The organism is Blastococcus sp. CT_GayMR16 (genome assembly GCF_004570875.1).
Classification (GTDB): Bacteria; Actinomycetota; Actinomycetes; order Mycobacteriales; family Geodermatophilaceae; genus Blastococcus_B.
Window position 1 is genome coordinate 1 of the sequence record NZ_SPQK01000022.1, and the last position, 14,676, is coordinate 14,676.

The following is a 14,676-nucleotide window of genomic DNA, read 5'->3' on the forward strand; positions in this document are numbered from 1 at the left end:
GCCGGCCCGCCGCCCGCCGGTCCGCCGCCGGTCCCGGAGGCCGGGCAGGAGTGGACGGGTGGACCCCGCTTCGGCGAGGGCCCGCGCGCCGTCGACCCGATGGAACGCGCCTTCCGGCCCCAGACCGACCTCGTCGGGGCCCAGGGGTGGGCGCTCCAGCACGGCTGGACGATCTCCGACGGCGACGGTCCCCAGGACGCCGTGCTGCGGGACCTGATCGCGTCCTCACCGGTCCGCGCGGGCAAGGAGGCGCGGCCGGCGAGCGTGCTGCGCGGCCGCGCGGGCGCCCTCGAGTTCGTGGCCTTCGACATCGCCTACCCGGTGGGCAAGTCGCTCGTCGCGGAGTACGCGGTGACCGCGGCGCCCCTGCTCGGCGCCGTCCCGGGGCTGCGGCTGTCCCCCGCGCGGTTCTGGCGGCACCGGACCGGCGGGCTCGTCCCGATCGTCAGCGGCAACGAGGCGTTCGACGCCCGCTGGCTGCTGCTGGCCCCGGAGGACACCCCGCAGGTGCGCCGGCTCGTGCAGGACCCGGCCGTCCAGGGCCTGCTCCTGGGCACCGACGACGGCGACGAGTTCTGGATCGGCGCCGGGCACCTGGCGGCCGTCCGGCCCGACGGGCACCGTCCGCTGCTGATCGAGCACCATGTCCGGTTGCTGACCGCGCTCGTCGGCGCCCTCGCCGCCGGCTACTGAAGGCTGCTGCGCTGACCGAGGATTCCGGGCCGGCGACCGCACCGGCGGCCGGCCTGCGCCAGCTGCTGCCCTTGCTGCGCCCGCACCGGCGGTCGCTGGGGCTGGCCGCCGGTCTGTCCCTGGTGGGTGCGGCGGCCGCGCTGGCTCAGCCGCTGCTCGTCGCGCGGGTCATCGACGCGGTCGGTGACGGCCGGTCGGTGCTGGCGGCGGTGCTGGTGCTGGTCGTCGTCCTGCTCGCGGCGTCGGCGCTCGGCGCGGGTCAGCAGTACCTGTTGCAGCGCACCGCGGAGGGCGTCGTCCTCACCACCCGGCTCCGCCTCGCCGACCGGCTGCTGCGGCTCCCGGTCGCCGAGTACGACCGCCGGCGCACCGGCGACCTGATGTCGCGGGTCGGCGCGGACACCACGCTCCTGCGCGCGACCGTCACCTCCGGCGTCGTCGAGGTGGCCGGCTCGGTGGTCATCGCCGTCGGGGCGCTCGTGGCCATGGCGCTGGTGGATGTCTGGCTGCTGCTCCTGACGGTGGTCGCGGTGTCGGTCGGGCTGGTCTCGGTCGTCCTGGTCTCGCGGGGTGTCCGCCGGCTGTCGCGGCAGGCCCAGGAGGCGGTGGGCGCGATGTCCGCGGCCGTGGAACGCGCACTGTCCGCGGTCCGGACGATCCGAGCGAGCGGCGCGACCGGCCGCGAGGTGGCCGGGGTAGGGGTGAGTGCCCGCCGGTCGTACGAGGCGGGAGTGCGGGTCGCCCGGCTGGAGGCCATGGTCTCCCCGATCGGCTCGATCGCGGTGCAGGGCGCCTTCCTCGCCGTCCTGGGGGTGGGCGGCTACCGGGTCGCGAGCGGCTCGATCGACGTCGCGGCCCTGGTCGCGTTCATCCTCTACCTGTTCCTGCTGGTCATGCCCCTGGGCCGGATGATCGGCGCCTGGACGCAGCTGCAGACCGGTCTGGGCGCGCTGGCCCGGATCCAGGAGATCCTCGCGCTCGAGCCGGAGGACGACGAACGCCCGCAGCGGCCGCCCGCTCCGGGACCTCGACCGGGTTCGGCCCCGGCGCCGTTGCTGGAGCTCGAGGACGTCTCGTTCGCCTACGCCGACGGGAGGCGGGTGCTCGACGGGGTGTCGCTGCAGGTGCCGGCGGGCAGCCGGGTCGCCCTGGTCGGTCCCTCCGGAGCCGGGAAGTCGACGATCCTCGCGCTCGTCGAGGGCTTCTACGCCCTCGACGGCGGCGTCGTCCGGTGGGCGGGCACCGACGTCCGGGAGATGCCGCGCGCGGCGCTGCGGGCCCGGCTGGGCTACGTGGAGCAGGAGGCTCCGGTGCTGGCCGGGACGGTCCGCGACAACCTGCTGCTGACCCGGCCAGACGCGACCGACCCCGAGCTCTGGGCCGTGCTCGCCGACGTGGGCCTCACCGACGTCGTCCGCCGGTCACCCCGCGGCCTCGACGTGCTGGTCGGCGACGAGGGCGTGCTGCTGTCGGGCGGTGAGCGCCAGCGCCTGGCCATCGCGCGGTCGCTGCTGGCGCGGCCGGCGCTGCTGCTGCTGGACGAGCCGACCGCGAGCCTCGACGCCCGCAACGAGCAGCTGCTGCGCGACACCCTCGCCGCGGCGTCGGCCGACCGCGCGCTGCTGGTGGTCGCGCACCGGCTGTCCACGGTGCTCAACAGCGACGAGATCGTGGTGCTCGACGCCGGCCGCGTGGTCGCCCGCGGCACCCACGCGGAGCTGGTGGAGTCCAGCCCGCTCTACCGCGAGCTGGCCACCGCCCAGCTGCTCGTGTCAGGTCGAGAATGATCAGGTCACCTGATCATCAGGGGTCCTGGCTCACCGTCGACGCTGAGCCAGGACCCCGAACGGTGAGCCAGGACGGCGCCGCTCGTCAGCTCTGCTGCTCGGCGGCGCGGGTGAGGCCGCGGATCATGCCGCCGAAGACGATGCCGTGGAAGGCCGCGACCGCCCACCAGTAGAGATGGCCGGCGAGGCCGTGCGGGGCGAAGGTGGCGCGCTGCCGGAGCACCGTCCCGCCATCGACGCCGTCGTGTTCCACGTGGAACTCGAGCCAGGCCAGACCGGGCACCCGCATCTCCGCGCGCAACCGGAGGAGCCGGCCATCCTCGCGCGCCTCGACCCGCCAGAAGTCCAGCGCGTCGCCGACGAACAGGCGGTTCGGGTCCCGCCGGCCGCGGCGCAGACCGACGCCGCCGACCCACCGGTCCATCCAGCCCCGCACCCGCCAGGCCAGTGGGAACGAGTACCAGCCGTTCTCACCGCCGATCCCCTCGACCACCCGCCACACCTCCTCCGCGGACGCGGTCGTGGTTCGGGTGCGCTCGTCGACGTAGAGGGTGCCGCCGGCCCAGTCCGGGTCGGTCGGCAGCGGATCGGACGGCGCCCCGGGCACCGATGCCGACGCCCACCGCGTGGTGACGGCGGAGTCGCGGACGCGCTGCACCGCGAGCCGCACCGCCTCGTCGAAGCCGAGCAGGCCCTCGGGCGGATCCGGGACGTACTCGGCGATGTCGTGCTCCCGGCACACCACGGTGTTGCGCAGCGACTCCACCAGCGGGCGGGCGATCCCCGCCGGCACGGGGGTGATCAGGCCGACCCAGTGGCTGGACAGCGACGGCGAGAACAACGGCACCGGCAGGATCCGGCGGCGGGGGAGCTCCGCCACCGCCGCGTATCGCTGCATCATCTCGGCGTAGTTCATCTGGTCGGGGCCGCCGATGTCGAAGGCCCGGTGCACCGAACCCGGCAGGGTCGCGCAGCCGACGAGGTAGCGCAGCACGTCCCGGACGGCGATGGGCTGGATCCGGCTGTGCACCCAGCGCGGGGTGACCATGACCGGTAGCCGCTCGGTGAGGTAGCGCAGCATCTCGAACGAGGCCGAGCCCGAGCCGAGCACGACCGCCGCCCGCAGCACCACGGTGGGCACGCCCGAGCCGAGCAGGATGTCGGCGACCTCCGTCCGCGAGCGCAGGTGCGGGGAGAGCTCCTCCTCCTCCGGGACCAGCGCCCCGAGGTAGACCAGCCGGCCGATCCCCGCCTTGCCGACGGCCCGCGCCATGACCTCCGCCGTCCGCCGGTCGGTCTCCTCGAACTCCGGGCCGCTGCCGAGCGCGTGCACCAGGTAGTAGACGACGTCGGCCCCCGCGCAGGCCGTGGCGACCTGGTCGGCGTCGGCGGCATCGGCGCGGACGATCTCGACCTGCCCGGCCCATGGGTGGTCACGCAGCCGGTCGGGTGAGCGGGTCATCACCCGGACGCGGTGCCCTGCCGCGAGCAGTTCGGGCACCAGCCGCCCGCCGATGTAGCCGGTCGCGCCGGTGACGAGGCAGAGCTTCGATGCATCGGGGGCCATGCGACCGAGTGTCGGCGCGTTCGGCGGGGACCGCTCGGAGCGCTCGAATCGCGAGCGGGGGGCCCACCCAGGACGATCATCCGCACCGGCCGACGGGAGTCGTCCGCGCATCCGTCCGCAGGAGGACCCGATGGCCGACGCCGCCACCGCCGACGAGCGAACCTCCGACGGTCAGCCCGCCCTGCGGCGGGTGATGGGTCCCGGACTGCTCCTGCTGTTCATCGTCGGCGACATCCTGGGCACGGGCATCTACGCGCTCACCGGCCAGGTGGCCGCGGAGGTCGGCGGCGTCGTCTGGCTGCCCTTCCTGGTCGCCTTCCTCGTCGCGTTGATCACCGCGTTCAGCTACCTGGAGCTGGTGACCAAGTACCCGCAGGCGGCCGGTGCGGCGCTCTACACCCACAAGGCCTTCGGCATCCACTTCCTGACGTTCATCGTCGCGTTCGCGGTGATGAGCTCGGGGATCACCTCGGCGTCCACCGCCGCGCGGGCGTTCAGCGCGAACGCGGCCAGCGTGTTCGGGCTCGGCTTCGAGGACGGCATCGGCATCACCCTCATCGGGCTGGGCTTCATGACCCTGGTGGCGCTGGTCAACCACCGCGGGGTGGGCGAGAGCGTCAAGGCCAACGTCGTCCTCACCTGTGTGGAGCTGACCGGCCTGCTGATCGTCATCGGTGTCGGCGTCTGGGCGCTCGGCATCGGGGAGGGCGACTTCTCACGGGTGACCGAGTTCGACACCGGCGAGCGGTCGCTGGTCGGCGGCGTCATCGCCGCCACCGGGCTGGCGTTCTTCGCGATGGTGGGCTTCGAGGACTCGGTGAACATGGCCGAGGAGTGCAAGGAACCGCGGCAGATCTTCCCCAAGGTGCTCCTCGGCGGTCTGGTCGCCACCGGCGTGATCTACGTGCTCGTCTCGATCTCGGCCATCGCGCTGGTGCCTGCCGACGACCTGAGCCAGGGCGACACCCCGCTGCTGCAGGTGGTCGAGGCGGGGGCGCCGGGCTTCCCGATCGGCGTCTTCGGCGTGATCACGATGTTCGCCGTCGCCAACTCCGCGCTGATCAACATGCTGATGGCCAGCCGGCTGGTCTACGGCCTGAGCAAGGAGCGGGTGCTGCCGCCGTTCCTCGGGAAGGTCCACCCGGGGCGGCGCACGCCCACGACGGCGATCCTCTTCACCACGGCGCTGGCCTTCGGCCTGATCACCTTCGTCGGCGCCGTCCCGGCGCTCGGCGGGACCACGGCGCTGCTGCTGCTGATGGTGTTCACCGTCGTCAACGTGGCGGTCCTGGTCCTGCGCAAGGACCCGGTGGACGCCGACCACTTCCGCACACCCACGGTGCTGCCGGTCGTCGGGGCGCTCGCCTGCGCCTACCTCGCGACGCCCTGGGCCGGCCGCCCGGCCGAGCAGTACAAGATCGCCGGAATCCTGCTGGCGATCGGCGTCGTCCTCTGGGGAGTGACCGTTCTCGTCAACAAGCGGACCGGGGCCGAGGTGCCGCGTTTCGACCCGAGCCACCTCAGCGGGGACGGCCCGCAGGGACCCCGCAACTGACGACGGCGGTCAGCCGCCCGAGGACGGCGTGTCAAGCCCCGGGGCAGCATCGGTGGTGGCAGGCGTGCCGGAAGTGGCCCAGACACGACGTCAGGGCGTGGACGACGGCATTCGGCGTCGGTGACCCGGTATCGTGGAGGACAGAAACCGCCAGCAACCGGCTCAGCGCCGTTCTGCGCTCATTCTGCCCCTGCCGTCATCGGGGTCGCATGCCGCCGGTTGCGCGAACGAAAGGCCCCACGTGGTCGCTCCGCCGAAGACCGAGAACGCCTACTCCGGCAGTTCCATCACCGTTCTCGAGGGCCTCGAGGCGGTCCGCAAGCGCCCGGGCATGTACATCGGCTCCACCGGTGAGCGCGGCCTGCACCACATGGTGTGGGAGGTCGTCGACAACTCCGTCGACGAGGCGCTGGCCGGGCACGCCGACACCGTCCACGTCACCCTGCTCGCCGACGGTGGCGTCCGGGTCGAGGACAACGGCCGTGGTTTCCCGGTGGACATGCACCCGGTCGAGAAGCGGCCCACCCTCGAGGTGATCATGACCGTCCTGCACGCGGGCGGGAAGTTCGACGGCAAGAGCTACGGCGTCTCCGGCGGTCTGCACGGCGTCGGCGTGACCGTCGTCAACGCCCTGTCGAAGCGGCTCGAGGTGAACGTCTGGCGTGACGGCGCCGAGTGGTTCCAGCGCTACGACCTGGCCAAGCCCGGCCCGCTCGAGGAGGTCGGCCCGACGAAGAAGCGCGGCTCGGTGGTCACGTTCTGGGCCGACGGGGACATCTTCGAGACGACGAACTACTCGTTCGACACCATCAACCGGCGCCTGCAGGAGATGGCCTTCCTGAACAAGGGCCTGACCATCGTCCTGCGCGACGAGCGCCCGGGTCAGGGCAAGGCCCAGACCGGCCTGGCCGACGAGATCACCCTCGCCGAGGCCGCCCCCGAGGCGGGTGCGGAGGCAGCGGCCTTCGAGGCCACCGAGATCACCTACCGGTACGACGGCGGCCTCGAGGACTACGTCCGGCACATCAACGCCAAGAAGTCGCCGATCCACAAGTCCATCGTCAGCTTCTCCGCCGACGGCGTGGGCAAGAACGACATGGCGATGAGCCTCGACGTCGCGATGCAGTGGTCCGACGCCTACTCCGAGTCGGTCTACACGTTCGCCAACGTCATCAACACCCACGAGGGCGGTACCCACGAGGAGGGCTTCCGTGCGGCGCTGACGTCGATCGTCAACCGGTACGCGGTGGACAAGAAGATCCTCAAGGAGAAGGACGAGAAGCTCACGGGTGAGGACATCCGCGAGGGTCTCGCCGCGATCGTCTCGGTGAAGCTCGGCGACCCGCAGTTCGAGGGCCAGACGAAGACCAAGCTCGGCAACACCGAGGTCAAGGGCTTCGTCCAGCGGGTCTGCAACGAGCAGATCACCCACTGGTTCGAGGCGAACCCGGCCGAGGCGAAGACGATCATCACCAAGGCGTCGTCCGCCGCCCGGGCCCGGCGCGCGGCCCAGGACGCGCGCAAGCTCGCCCGCAAGAACCTGCTGAGCAACAACTCACTGCCGGGCAAGCTCGCCGACTGCCGCTCCACCGACCCGCGCAACTCCGAGGTCTACATCGTGGAGGGCGACTCGGCCGGCGGTTCGGCCAAGTCCGGCCGCGACTCGATGTTCCAGGCGATCCTGCCCATCCGCGGCAAGATCATCAACGTCGAGAAGGCGCGCATCGACCGGGTCCTCAAGAACAACGAGGTCCAGTCGATGATCACGGCCTTCGGCACGGGCATCCACGACGAGTTCGACCTGACGAAGCTCCGCTATCACAAGATCATCCTGATGGCGGACGCCGACGTCGACGGCCAGCACATCCGCACGCTGCTGCTCACGCTGCTGTTCCGCTTCATGCGGCCGCTGGTCGAGGCCGGGCACGTGTACCTCGCGCAGCCGCCGCTGTACAAGATCAAGTGGGGCGGCAAGGTCGGTGACGAGTACGTCTACACCGACAAGGAGAAGGAAGGCGCGCTCCGTCTCGGCGCCGAGGCCGGTCGCAAGATCAAGGACGACGCCATCCAGCGCTTCAAGGGGCTCGGCGAGATGAACGCCACCGAGCTGTGGGAGACCACGATGAACCCGGAGACGCGGGTGCTGCTCCAGGTGACCCTCGAGGACGCCGCCACGGCCGACGAGCTGTTCAGCATCCTCATGGGTGAGGACGTCGAGGCCCGCCGCAGCTTCATCACCCGCAACGCCAAGGACGTCCGCTTCCTCGATGTCTGATGAAGGACCCCCTCGGCCCCCACGCCTCGCTCCGCTCGGCGCGGGACCCTGCGAGGGGGCCGATCGGTGGTCCGAGACCGACGTCCACTCCCTCTGCTTCGAACCGGAGATCTGAACCGTGACCGAGACCCCTCCCCGCGACCGCGTCGAGCCGGTCGACCTCCAGCAGGAGATGCAGCGCAGCTACATCGACTACGCGATGTCGGTCATCGTCGGGCGCGCGCTCCCCGAGGTCCGCGACGGCCTGAAGCCCGTGCACCGCCGCGTGCTCTTCGCCATGTACGACCAGGGCTTCCGGCCCGACCGCAGCTACGTCAAGTGCGCCCGCGTCGTCGGTGAAGTCATGGGTAACTACCACCCCCACGGCGACACCTCCATCTACGACGCCCTCGTCCGGCTCGCCCAGCCGTGGTCGATGCGCTACCCGCTCGTCGACGGCCAGGGCAACTTCGGCTCGCCGGGCAACGACCCGGCCGCGGCCATGCGGTACACCGAGGCGCGCCTCACGCCGCTGGCCATGGAGATGCTGGCCAACATCGACGAGGACACCGTCGACTTCCAGCCCAACTACGACGGCAAGAACCAGGAGCCGCTGGTCCTGCCGGGCCGCATCCCGAACCTGCTGATCAACGGCTCGGCCGGCATCGCGGTCGGCATGGCGACCAACATGCCCCCGCACAACCTCCGCGAGGTGGCCGCGGCCGTGTTCTGGGTGCTCGACCACCCCGACGCCGAGCCCGAGGAAGCCCTCGCCGCCTGCATGGAGCGGGTGAAGGGCCCCGACTTCCCGACCCACGGCCTGATCGTCGGCCGCGAGGGCATCGAGGACGCCTACCGGACCGGCCGTGGCTCGGTGCGCATGCGCGCCGCCGTCACCGTCGAGGAGGACTCCCGGGGCCGGGTGCAGCTGGTCTGCACCGAGCTGCCGTACCAGGTCAACCCCGACAACCTGGCCGAGGCGATCGCCGACGCGGTCAAGGACGGGCGCCTGCAGGGCATCAGCGAGATCGCCGACGAGTCCAGCGACCGCGTCGGCCGCCGCCTGGTCATCACGCTGCGCCGTGACGCCGTCGCCAAGGTCGTGCTGAACAACCTCTACAAGCACACCCAGCTGCAGACCACCTTCGGCTGCAACATGCTCTCGATCGTCGATGGCGTCCCGCGGACGCTGCGGCTCGACGAGCTGGTCAAGCTCTACGTGCACCACCAGATCGAGGTCATCCAGCGGCGGACGCGCTACCGGCTGCGCAAGGCCGAGGAGCGCGCACACATCCTGCGCGGCTACGCCAAGGCGCTGGACCACCTCGACGAGGTCATCACCCTCATCCGCAACAGCGAGTCGGCCGACGCCGCGCGCGGCGGCCTGATGGAACTCCTCGACATCGACGAGATCCAGGCCACCGCGATCCTGGACATGCAGCTGCGCCGGCTGGCAGCCCTGGAGCGCCAGCGGATCCTCGACGAGCTCGCCGAGATCGAGGCGCGCATCGCCGACCTGGAGGCGATCCTCGCCTCCCCCGAGCGGCAGCGGCAGATCATCCACGACGAGCTCGCCGAGATCGTGGAGAAGTACGGCGACGAGCGCCGCACCAAGTTCGTCGCGAACGAGGGCGACGTCTCCATGGAGGACCTCATCGCGGAGGAGGAGGTCGTCGTCACCATCACGCGCACCGGCTACGCGAAGCGGACGAAGAGCGACCTCTACCGGTCGCAGCGCCGCGGCGGCAAGGGCGTGATGGGTGCCCAGCTGAAGCAGGACGACATCGTCGACCACTTCTTCGTGGGCTCCACCCACGACTGGATCCTCTTCTTCACGAACAAGGGCCGGGTCTACCGGTCCAAGGCCTACGAGCTCCCCGAGGCCAACCGCACGGCCCGCGGTCAGCACGTGGCGAACATCCTCGCGTTCCAGCCGGACGAGAAGATCGCCCAGGTCATGCAGATCAAGGACTACACGGTGGCTCCGTACCTGGCCCTGGCCACGGCGCGCGGGCAGGTCAAGAAGACCCGGCTGACCGACTTCGACTCCCCGCGTCAGGGCGGCGTCATCGCGGTGAACCTGCGCGACGGGGACGAGCTCGTCGGCGCCGTCCTGATCGAGGCCGACCAGGACCTGCTCCTCGTCACCCGCAAGGCGATGTCGATCCGGTTCACCGCCGACGACACCGCGCTGCGGCCGATGGGCCGGGCCACCGAGGGCGTCCGTGGCATCTCGCTGTCCGACGACGACCGGCTGCTCTCGATGATGGTCGTGCAGGAGGGCGTCGACGTCCTCGTGGCCACCGAGCGCGGTTTCGCCAAGCGGACCGGCATCGAGAACTACCCGAACCAGGGGCGCGGCGGCAAGGGCGTGCTCACCGCGGACCCGAAGGCGCGCAAGGGTGCGCTGGTCGGCGCCCTGGCCGTCACCCTCGGGGACGAGCTCTACGCGATCACCTCGAGCGGGGGCGTGATCCGCACCCCGGTCAACGGCGTGCGGCACAACAAGGATCGCGCGACCATGGGTGTCAAGCTCATGAACTTGCCGGAGGACGTGTCGATCGTGGCGATCGCCCGTACGACGGACAATGACGAGCCCGACGCCTAATGTGACGGCCAACGACGACGCGGCCCGCGCCGCTGTGGAACGGGAGACTGGCATGAGCGACCGGACGCCGAGTTCGGTGCGCACCGGGTTCCCCGGCGGGGACGCCGGTGCGCCGGCGGAGCCGTCCGCGGCCGACGCGAAGCCGGTGTCGGCGACGCAGACCATCCCCGGTGCGACCACGGCGCGGGCGCAGGGGCCGGTCACCGGCGCCTCGGCCGCCGTCCCCCCGGCCGGCACGCCGTCGGGTGCACCTGCCGTACCTCCGTCGACCGGCTCCGGTCCCGCGGTCCCCGCCTACACGGGGGCGACCCCCGTCCAGGGCTCCTCACCGGCCGGCGTCACGTCGACTGGTGAGATGGCCGGCGCGGGGAGGGGTTCGCGCGGACGAGGCACGAAGAGCCGGGGCCCGCGCCGCGCGCGCCTGCAGTTGCGGCACATCGACACCTGGTCGGCACTGAAGATCTCGCTGGTCCTGTCGATCGCGCTGTTCTTCATCTGGATGGTCGCGGTGGGCGTGCTCTACGGCGTCCTCAGCGCGCTCGGCGTCTTCGACACCCTCAACGACCTGTTCGGTCAGCTGGGGTCGGCCTCGGGCACCGACAGCGGTGGCAGCGACGTCGTCACGCCCGGTGTGGTCTTCGGCGGCGCGGCGGTGATCGGGGCGATCAACATCGTGCTGATGACCGCGCTGTGCACCGTCGGGACGTTCATCTACAACCTCTGCTCCGATCTCGTCGGCGGCCTGGAGCTCACGCTTTCCGAGCGCGACTGAGAAGAGGGTCACCCCGCGCGGCGCTCGGAAAGCTATGACATTGCGATCCTCCGGATCGCACCGCGGCCAATTGCCGTACCCCGGCTGCGACGAACGCGTCATGCCACGCCTCCCGGGACCCTCCGGGCCCCACTCGGCGCGAACCCACGGCCAGGTCGCGTCGTTCGCTCCCCTGGCCCCCGTCACAGCCGCCGTTCGTCCCCAGGTAGGCTGTTCGAGGTTCACGGGCCTGTAGCTCAGTTGGTTAGAGCGCATCCCTGATAAGGATGAGGCCGGAGGTTCAAGTCCTCCCAGGCCCACCCGTGCACCACGCTGGTCGCCATTCCGGTGGCGCACCGATCGCTCGAGGAGGTACTCCACGTGCTGAAGAAGCTGGTGCTGGCCGCAGTCGCGGCCGGAGCCCTGGCGGCGGTGCGCAAGCGCGCCGGTGGCAAGGCCGAGGCGGACCTCTGGCACGAGGCCACCCGCGGTCCTCAGGCGGTCAGCACGCCCACGACCCGCTGAGCCCGCCACAGACCCACCCCTCGGGGACGTAGCTCAATTGGCAGAGCACCGCCTTTGCAAGGCGGGGGTTAGGGGTTCGATTCCCCTCGTCTCCACACCGCAGGACGCCCCGCGCGTCACGCACCCGCGGTCGGCCGCCCGAAGGTCACGGCCGAGCGGACCGCGTCGGGCGCGGCCCCGGCCAGCTCCCGGTCCGGTCGGGCCCCCAGGGCGTCGTTGACCGTCGAGAAGGCGATCCGCAGCGCGACGAAGGCCGTGATCGCGACGATCTGGCCGTCGTCGTAGCCCGCGGTCCGCAGTGCATCGACGTCGGCGGCCGTCGTGCGGTTCGGGTCCCGGGCCAGCTGCCGCGCCCAGGCCGCGAGTGCCCGCTCGGCAGGCTCCAGGCCGGTGTCGTCCCCCCGCAGCACCTCGCCCGCGACGTCCGCGCCGGCCGCCCCCGCCAGCCGGGTGCCCCAGGCCAGGGAGCAGTGCGGGTCGCCCAAGGTCGAGGCGAGCGCCGAGATCAGCACGCCCCGCTGGCGGAACGTCAGCCCGGCGGCGTCGGCGGAGCGGCCCACCAGGGCGAAGAGGTCGTCGTGCAGGTCGGGCTGGTGCGCCCAGGCCTGCGAGAGGTTCATGACGTAGCCGAACGCCTCGCGGTCGTGCGCGTAGAGCCGCTCCGCCCCGGCCGACGGCGGCGCCGGCCGCAGGAAGCCGGTGTCGTCGAGGGTCTCGTCCATGGTCATGCGGACCTCCTGGCCGTCGGCCGCAACCTATCGGCAGCGGCAGCGGCCGAGGACCGGGTCGATCGTGCCCCGCTGATCGGTGGCAGAGTGGAGGGGTGACTGAATCGACCTCCCCCGCACGCCGCGCGGTGCTGCACACCAACCACGGCGACATCACCGTCGACCTCTTCCCGGACCACGCGCCGAAGACGGTCGCCAACTTCGCGGATCTGGCCGAGGGCCGCCGCGAGTGGACGCACCCCCAGACGCGGCAGAAGACGACCGACAAGCTCTACGACGGCACGATCTTCCACCGCATCATCGGCGGCTTCATGATCCAGGGCGGGGACCCGCTGGGCATGGGCATCGGCGGCCCCGGCTACCAGTTCGGCGACGAGTTCCACCCCGAGCTGGCCTTCGACCGCCCCTACCTGCTGGCCATGGCCAACGCCGGCCCGGGCACCAACGGCTCGCAGTTCTTCATCACCGTCGGCCCGACGCCGCACCTCAACCGCAAGCACACGATCTTCGGCGAGGTGGCCGACCAGGCCAGCCGCGACGTCGTCGACGCGATCGGCAAGGTCCCGACCGGACGCAACGACAAGCCGGTGGACGACGTCGTCATCGAGTCCGTCGAGGTGCAGCGCAGCTGACGCCGAATTCCGACGATGGCCCCGTCCCGGGGCCCACCCCGAGCGAGCGAGGGGTGGGGAGGACGGGGTCCTTGTGCTGCTACCGCCACCCGGACCGGCCGACCGGTATCGCCTGCACACGGTGCAGCCGACCGATCTGCCCGGAGTGCATGATCCCGGCGTCGGTCGGGTTCCAGTGCCCGGAATGCGTCCGGGAGGGACAGTCGTCCGTCCGTGCCCCCCGGCGCGGCAACGGCCTGCAGGCGGCGGCGCGCCGGTGGGGTGTGGTCACCCTCAGCCTGATCGCGGTGAACGTCGCGATGTTCCTCGTCACCGCGGTGTCGGCGGCCGCGTCGGGTCATTCGCCGCTGGACAACTCGCAGTCCCCGGTGTTCGACGCGCTGTCGCAGTGGCCCTACGGCATCAGCCTGTTCGGTGAGTGGTGGCGGGTGTTCACCGCGGCCTTCCTGCACATCGGCCCGGTGCATCTCGTGCTGAACATGCTCGCGGTGCTGGTCTTCGGCTCCGAGCTCGAGCGACAGCTCGGCCGGTTGCGGTTCCTCGCGCTCTACCTCCTGTCGGCCCTGGGTGGCGCGGCGGCGATCCAGCTCTTCGGCGATCCGCGCGTCCCGGTCGCGGGCGCCTCCACGGCGATCTACGGCCTGCTCGGTGCCCTGGGTGTGCTGATGCTGGCCCGCCGGCAGGACATCCGCGGGCTGGTCACGCTGCTGGCGATCAACGTGTTCATCAGCTTCCTGCCCGGCGTCTCTCTCCTGGGACATCTGGGCGGCCTCGTCGCCGGCGCGCTGACCGCCGGGATCCTGGTCGCCACCCGGCGCCGTCCCCAGCTGCAGTGGGCGGTCCTGGGGGTGTTCGGCGTCCTGCTCCTGGTCGTGACGCTGACCGTCTCGACGATGGTGGTTCTCGGCGCCTAGGAGGCGGTGGGGTCGAGCGCGCGCAGCGCGCGGGCCACGTGGTCCGGATCCGCGCCCAGGTCGCGCCGGCCGAGCACCACGAGGACCCCGTCGTCGTCGGGACCGGTCGCCGTGTCCAGCTCGAGCGTCCGGCTGCGCATACCGAGGCGGCGGCTCTCCCGCACCCGGACGCGGAGTCCCGACCAGGGCAGGTGGCGGCCGCGCGCCAGCGTCCGGACGTCGACGCCGTCCGGGCCGGCCGTCAGGCGCGGCCGTGCGAGGACGTCGCGGGCGGCCAGGGCGAGCAGCAGCAGGGCGCCGGTGCCGACGAGCACCCGCCCGGGGGTGTCGAGGACGACCAGGGCGAGCCCGAGCCCGAGCGCGACCACAAGGAGCGCTGCCGTCTCGCCGGGGCGGGGTGACCACTGCACCGCCCCACCTTCCCAGGCCCGTCTGCCGACCTCATCCGGAACGTGACCGACCGCTCCGTCCCGAGGCGCTCTCCCGGAGTGACCGGCGCGCATGTACACCCAGGTCAGGCGGGTAAACGGCCGTCGGAGCCAGGTCGACCCGGCCCCCGTCCGGCGGACCGCATGTCGACACATCCACAGCTGGGTACACAGCTGGGGACAGACTCACACGGGTGTAGTTACTGGCGTGGTCGTCCCGTCACATGCGTCTCA

Annotated in this window: 12 protein-coding genes and 2 tRNA genes; 11 read left to right on the plus strand and 3 right to left on the minus strand. The window is 71.7% G+C overall.

The features are described from left to right. Nucleotides 1-693, plus strand: a 693-nt coding sequence (locus tag E4P38_RS19160) for a hypothetical protein (RefSeq protein WP_209309209.1), incomplete at its 5' end; no start/stop codon positions are given. Nucleotides 694-764: 71 nt separating this feature from the next. After that, complete coding sequence (locus tag E4P38_RS19165) at nucleotides 765-2,480, plus strand: ABC transporter ATP-binding protein (RefSeq protein ID WP_245161158.1); 1,716 nt, start codon at nucleotides 765-767, stop codon at nucleotides 2,478-2,480. 85 nt (nucleotides 2,481-2,565) lie between these two features. On the opposite strand, the gene E4P38_RS19170 is transcribed toward E4P38_RS19165, so the two are convergent. Further along, complete coding sequence (locus E4P38_RS19170; protein ID WP_135133572.1) at nucleotides 2,566-4,047, minus strand: SDR family oxidoreductase; 1,482 nt, start codon at nucleotides 4,045-4,047, stop codon at nucleotides 2,566-2,568. A 130-nt stretch (nucleotides 4,048-4,177) separates the two neighbouring features. Here E4P38_RS19170 and E4P38_RS19175 point away from each other — a divergent pair, with 130 nt between their 5' ends. The 7 genes from E4P38_RS19175 (at nucleotide 4,178) to E4P38_RS19200 (ending at nucleotide 11,835) form a co-directional block, all read left to right on the plus strand. Beyond that, nucleotides 4,178-5,602 carry an APC family permease gene (locus tag E4P38_RS19175; protein ID WP_135133573.1) on the plus strand — a complete coding sequence of 475 codons (1,425 nt, stop codon included), beginning with the start codon at nucleotides 4,178-4,180 and terminating at the stop codon, nucleotides 5,600-5,602. Nucleotides 5,603-5,843: 241 nt separating this feature from the next. Further along, nucleotides 5,844-7,877, plus strand: a complete 2,034-nt coding sequence (gene gyrB / locus E4P38_RS19180; RefSeq protein ID WP_135133574.1) for a DNA topoisomerase (ATP-hydrolyzing) subunit B — start codon at nucleotides 5,844-5,846, stop codon at nucleotides 7,875-7,877. Nucleotides 7,878-7,995: 118 nt separating this feature from the next. After that, nucleotides 7,996-10,464, plus strand: coding sequence for a DNA gyrase subunit A (gyrA, locus tag E4P38_RS19185; RefSeq protein WP_135133576.1), 2,469 nt, complete (start codon nucleotides 7,996-7,998; stop codon nucleotides 10,462-10,464). 52 nt (nucleotides 10,465-10,516) lie between these two features. Further along, entirely contained in the window at nucleotides 10,517-11,236 is a 720-nt protein-coding gene (locus E4P38_RS19190) for a DUF3566 domain-containing protein (protein WP_135133578.1), read from the plus strand. A 225-nt stretch (nucleotides 11,237-11,461) separates the two neighbouring features. Further along, nucleotides 11,462-11,535 (plus strand) — tRNA-Ile (locus tag E4P38_RS19195). 61 nt (nucleotides 11,536-11,596) lie between these two features. Beyond that, entirely contained in the window at nucleotides 11,597-11,740 is a 144-nt protein-coding gene (locus E4P38_RS23035) for a DLW-39 family protein (RefSeq protein WP_167760631.1), read from the plus strand. A 22-nt stretch (nucleotides 11,741-11,762) separates the two neighbouring features. Beyond that, nucleotides 11,763-11,835, plus strand: a tRNA-Ala gene (locus tag E4P38_RS19200). A 21-nt stretch (nucleotides 11,836-11,856) separates the two neighbouring features. On the opposite strand, the gene E4P38_RS19205 is transcribed toward E4P38_RS19200, so the two are convergent. Then, complete coding sequence (locus E4P38_RS19205) at nucleotides 11,857-12,468, minus strand: hypothetical protein (protein WP_209309203.1); 612 nt, start codon at nucleotides 12,466-12,468, stop codon at nucleotides 11,857-11,859. Nucleotides 12,469-12,563: 95 nt separating this feature from the next. On the opposite strand from E4P38_RS19205, the gene E4P38_RS19210 reads away from it, so the two are divergent. Further along, nucleotides 12,564-13,100 (plus strand): peptidylprolyl isomerase, encoded by a 537-nt coding sequence (locus E4P38_RS19210; RefSeq protein ID WP_135133579.1) that lies wholly within the window; start codon nucleotides 12,564-12,566, stop codon nucleotides 13,098-13,100. A 263-nt stretch (nucleotides 13,101-13,363) separates the two neighbouring features. Continuing rightward, nucleotides 13,364-14,014, plus strand: coding sequence for a rhomboid family intramembrane serine protease (locus tag E4P38_RS19215; protein WP_245161159.1), 651 nt, complete (start codon nucleotides 13,364-13,366; stop codon nucleotides 14,012-14,014). Here E4P38_RS19215 and E4P38_RS19220 read toward each other — a convergent pair. Beyond that, entirely contained in the window at nucleotides 14,011-14,424 is a 414-nt protein-coding gene (locus E4P38_RS19220; protein WP_135133581.1) for a PH domain-containing protein, read from the minus strand. The two genes, E4P38_RS19215 and E4P38_RS19220, sit on opposite strands and share 4 nt — an antisense overlap. Nucleotides 14,425-14,676 lie beyond the last annotated feature (252 nt).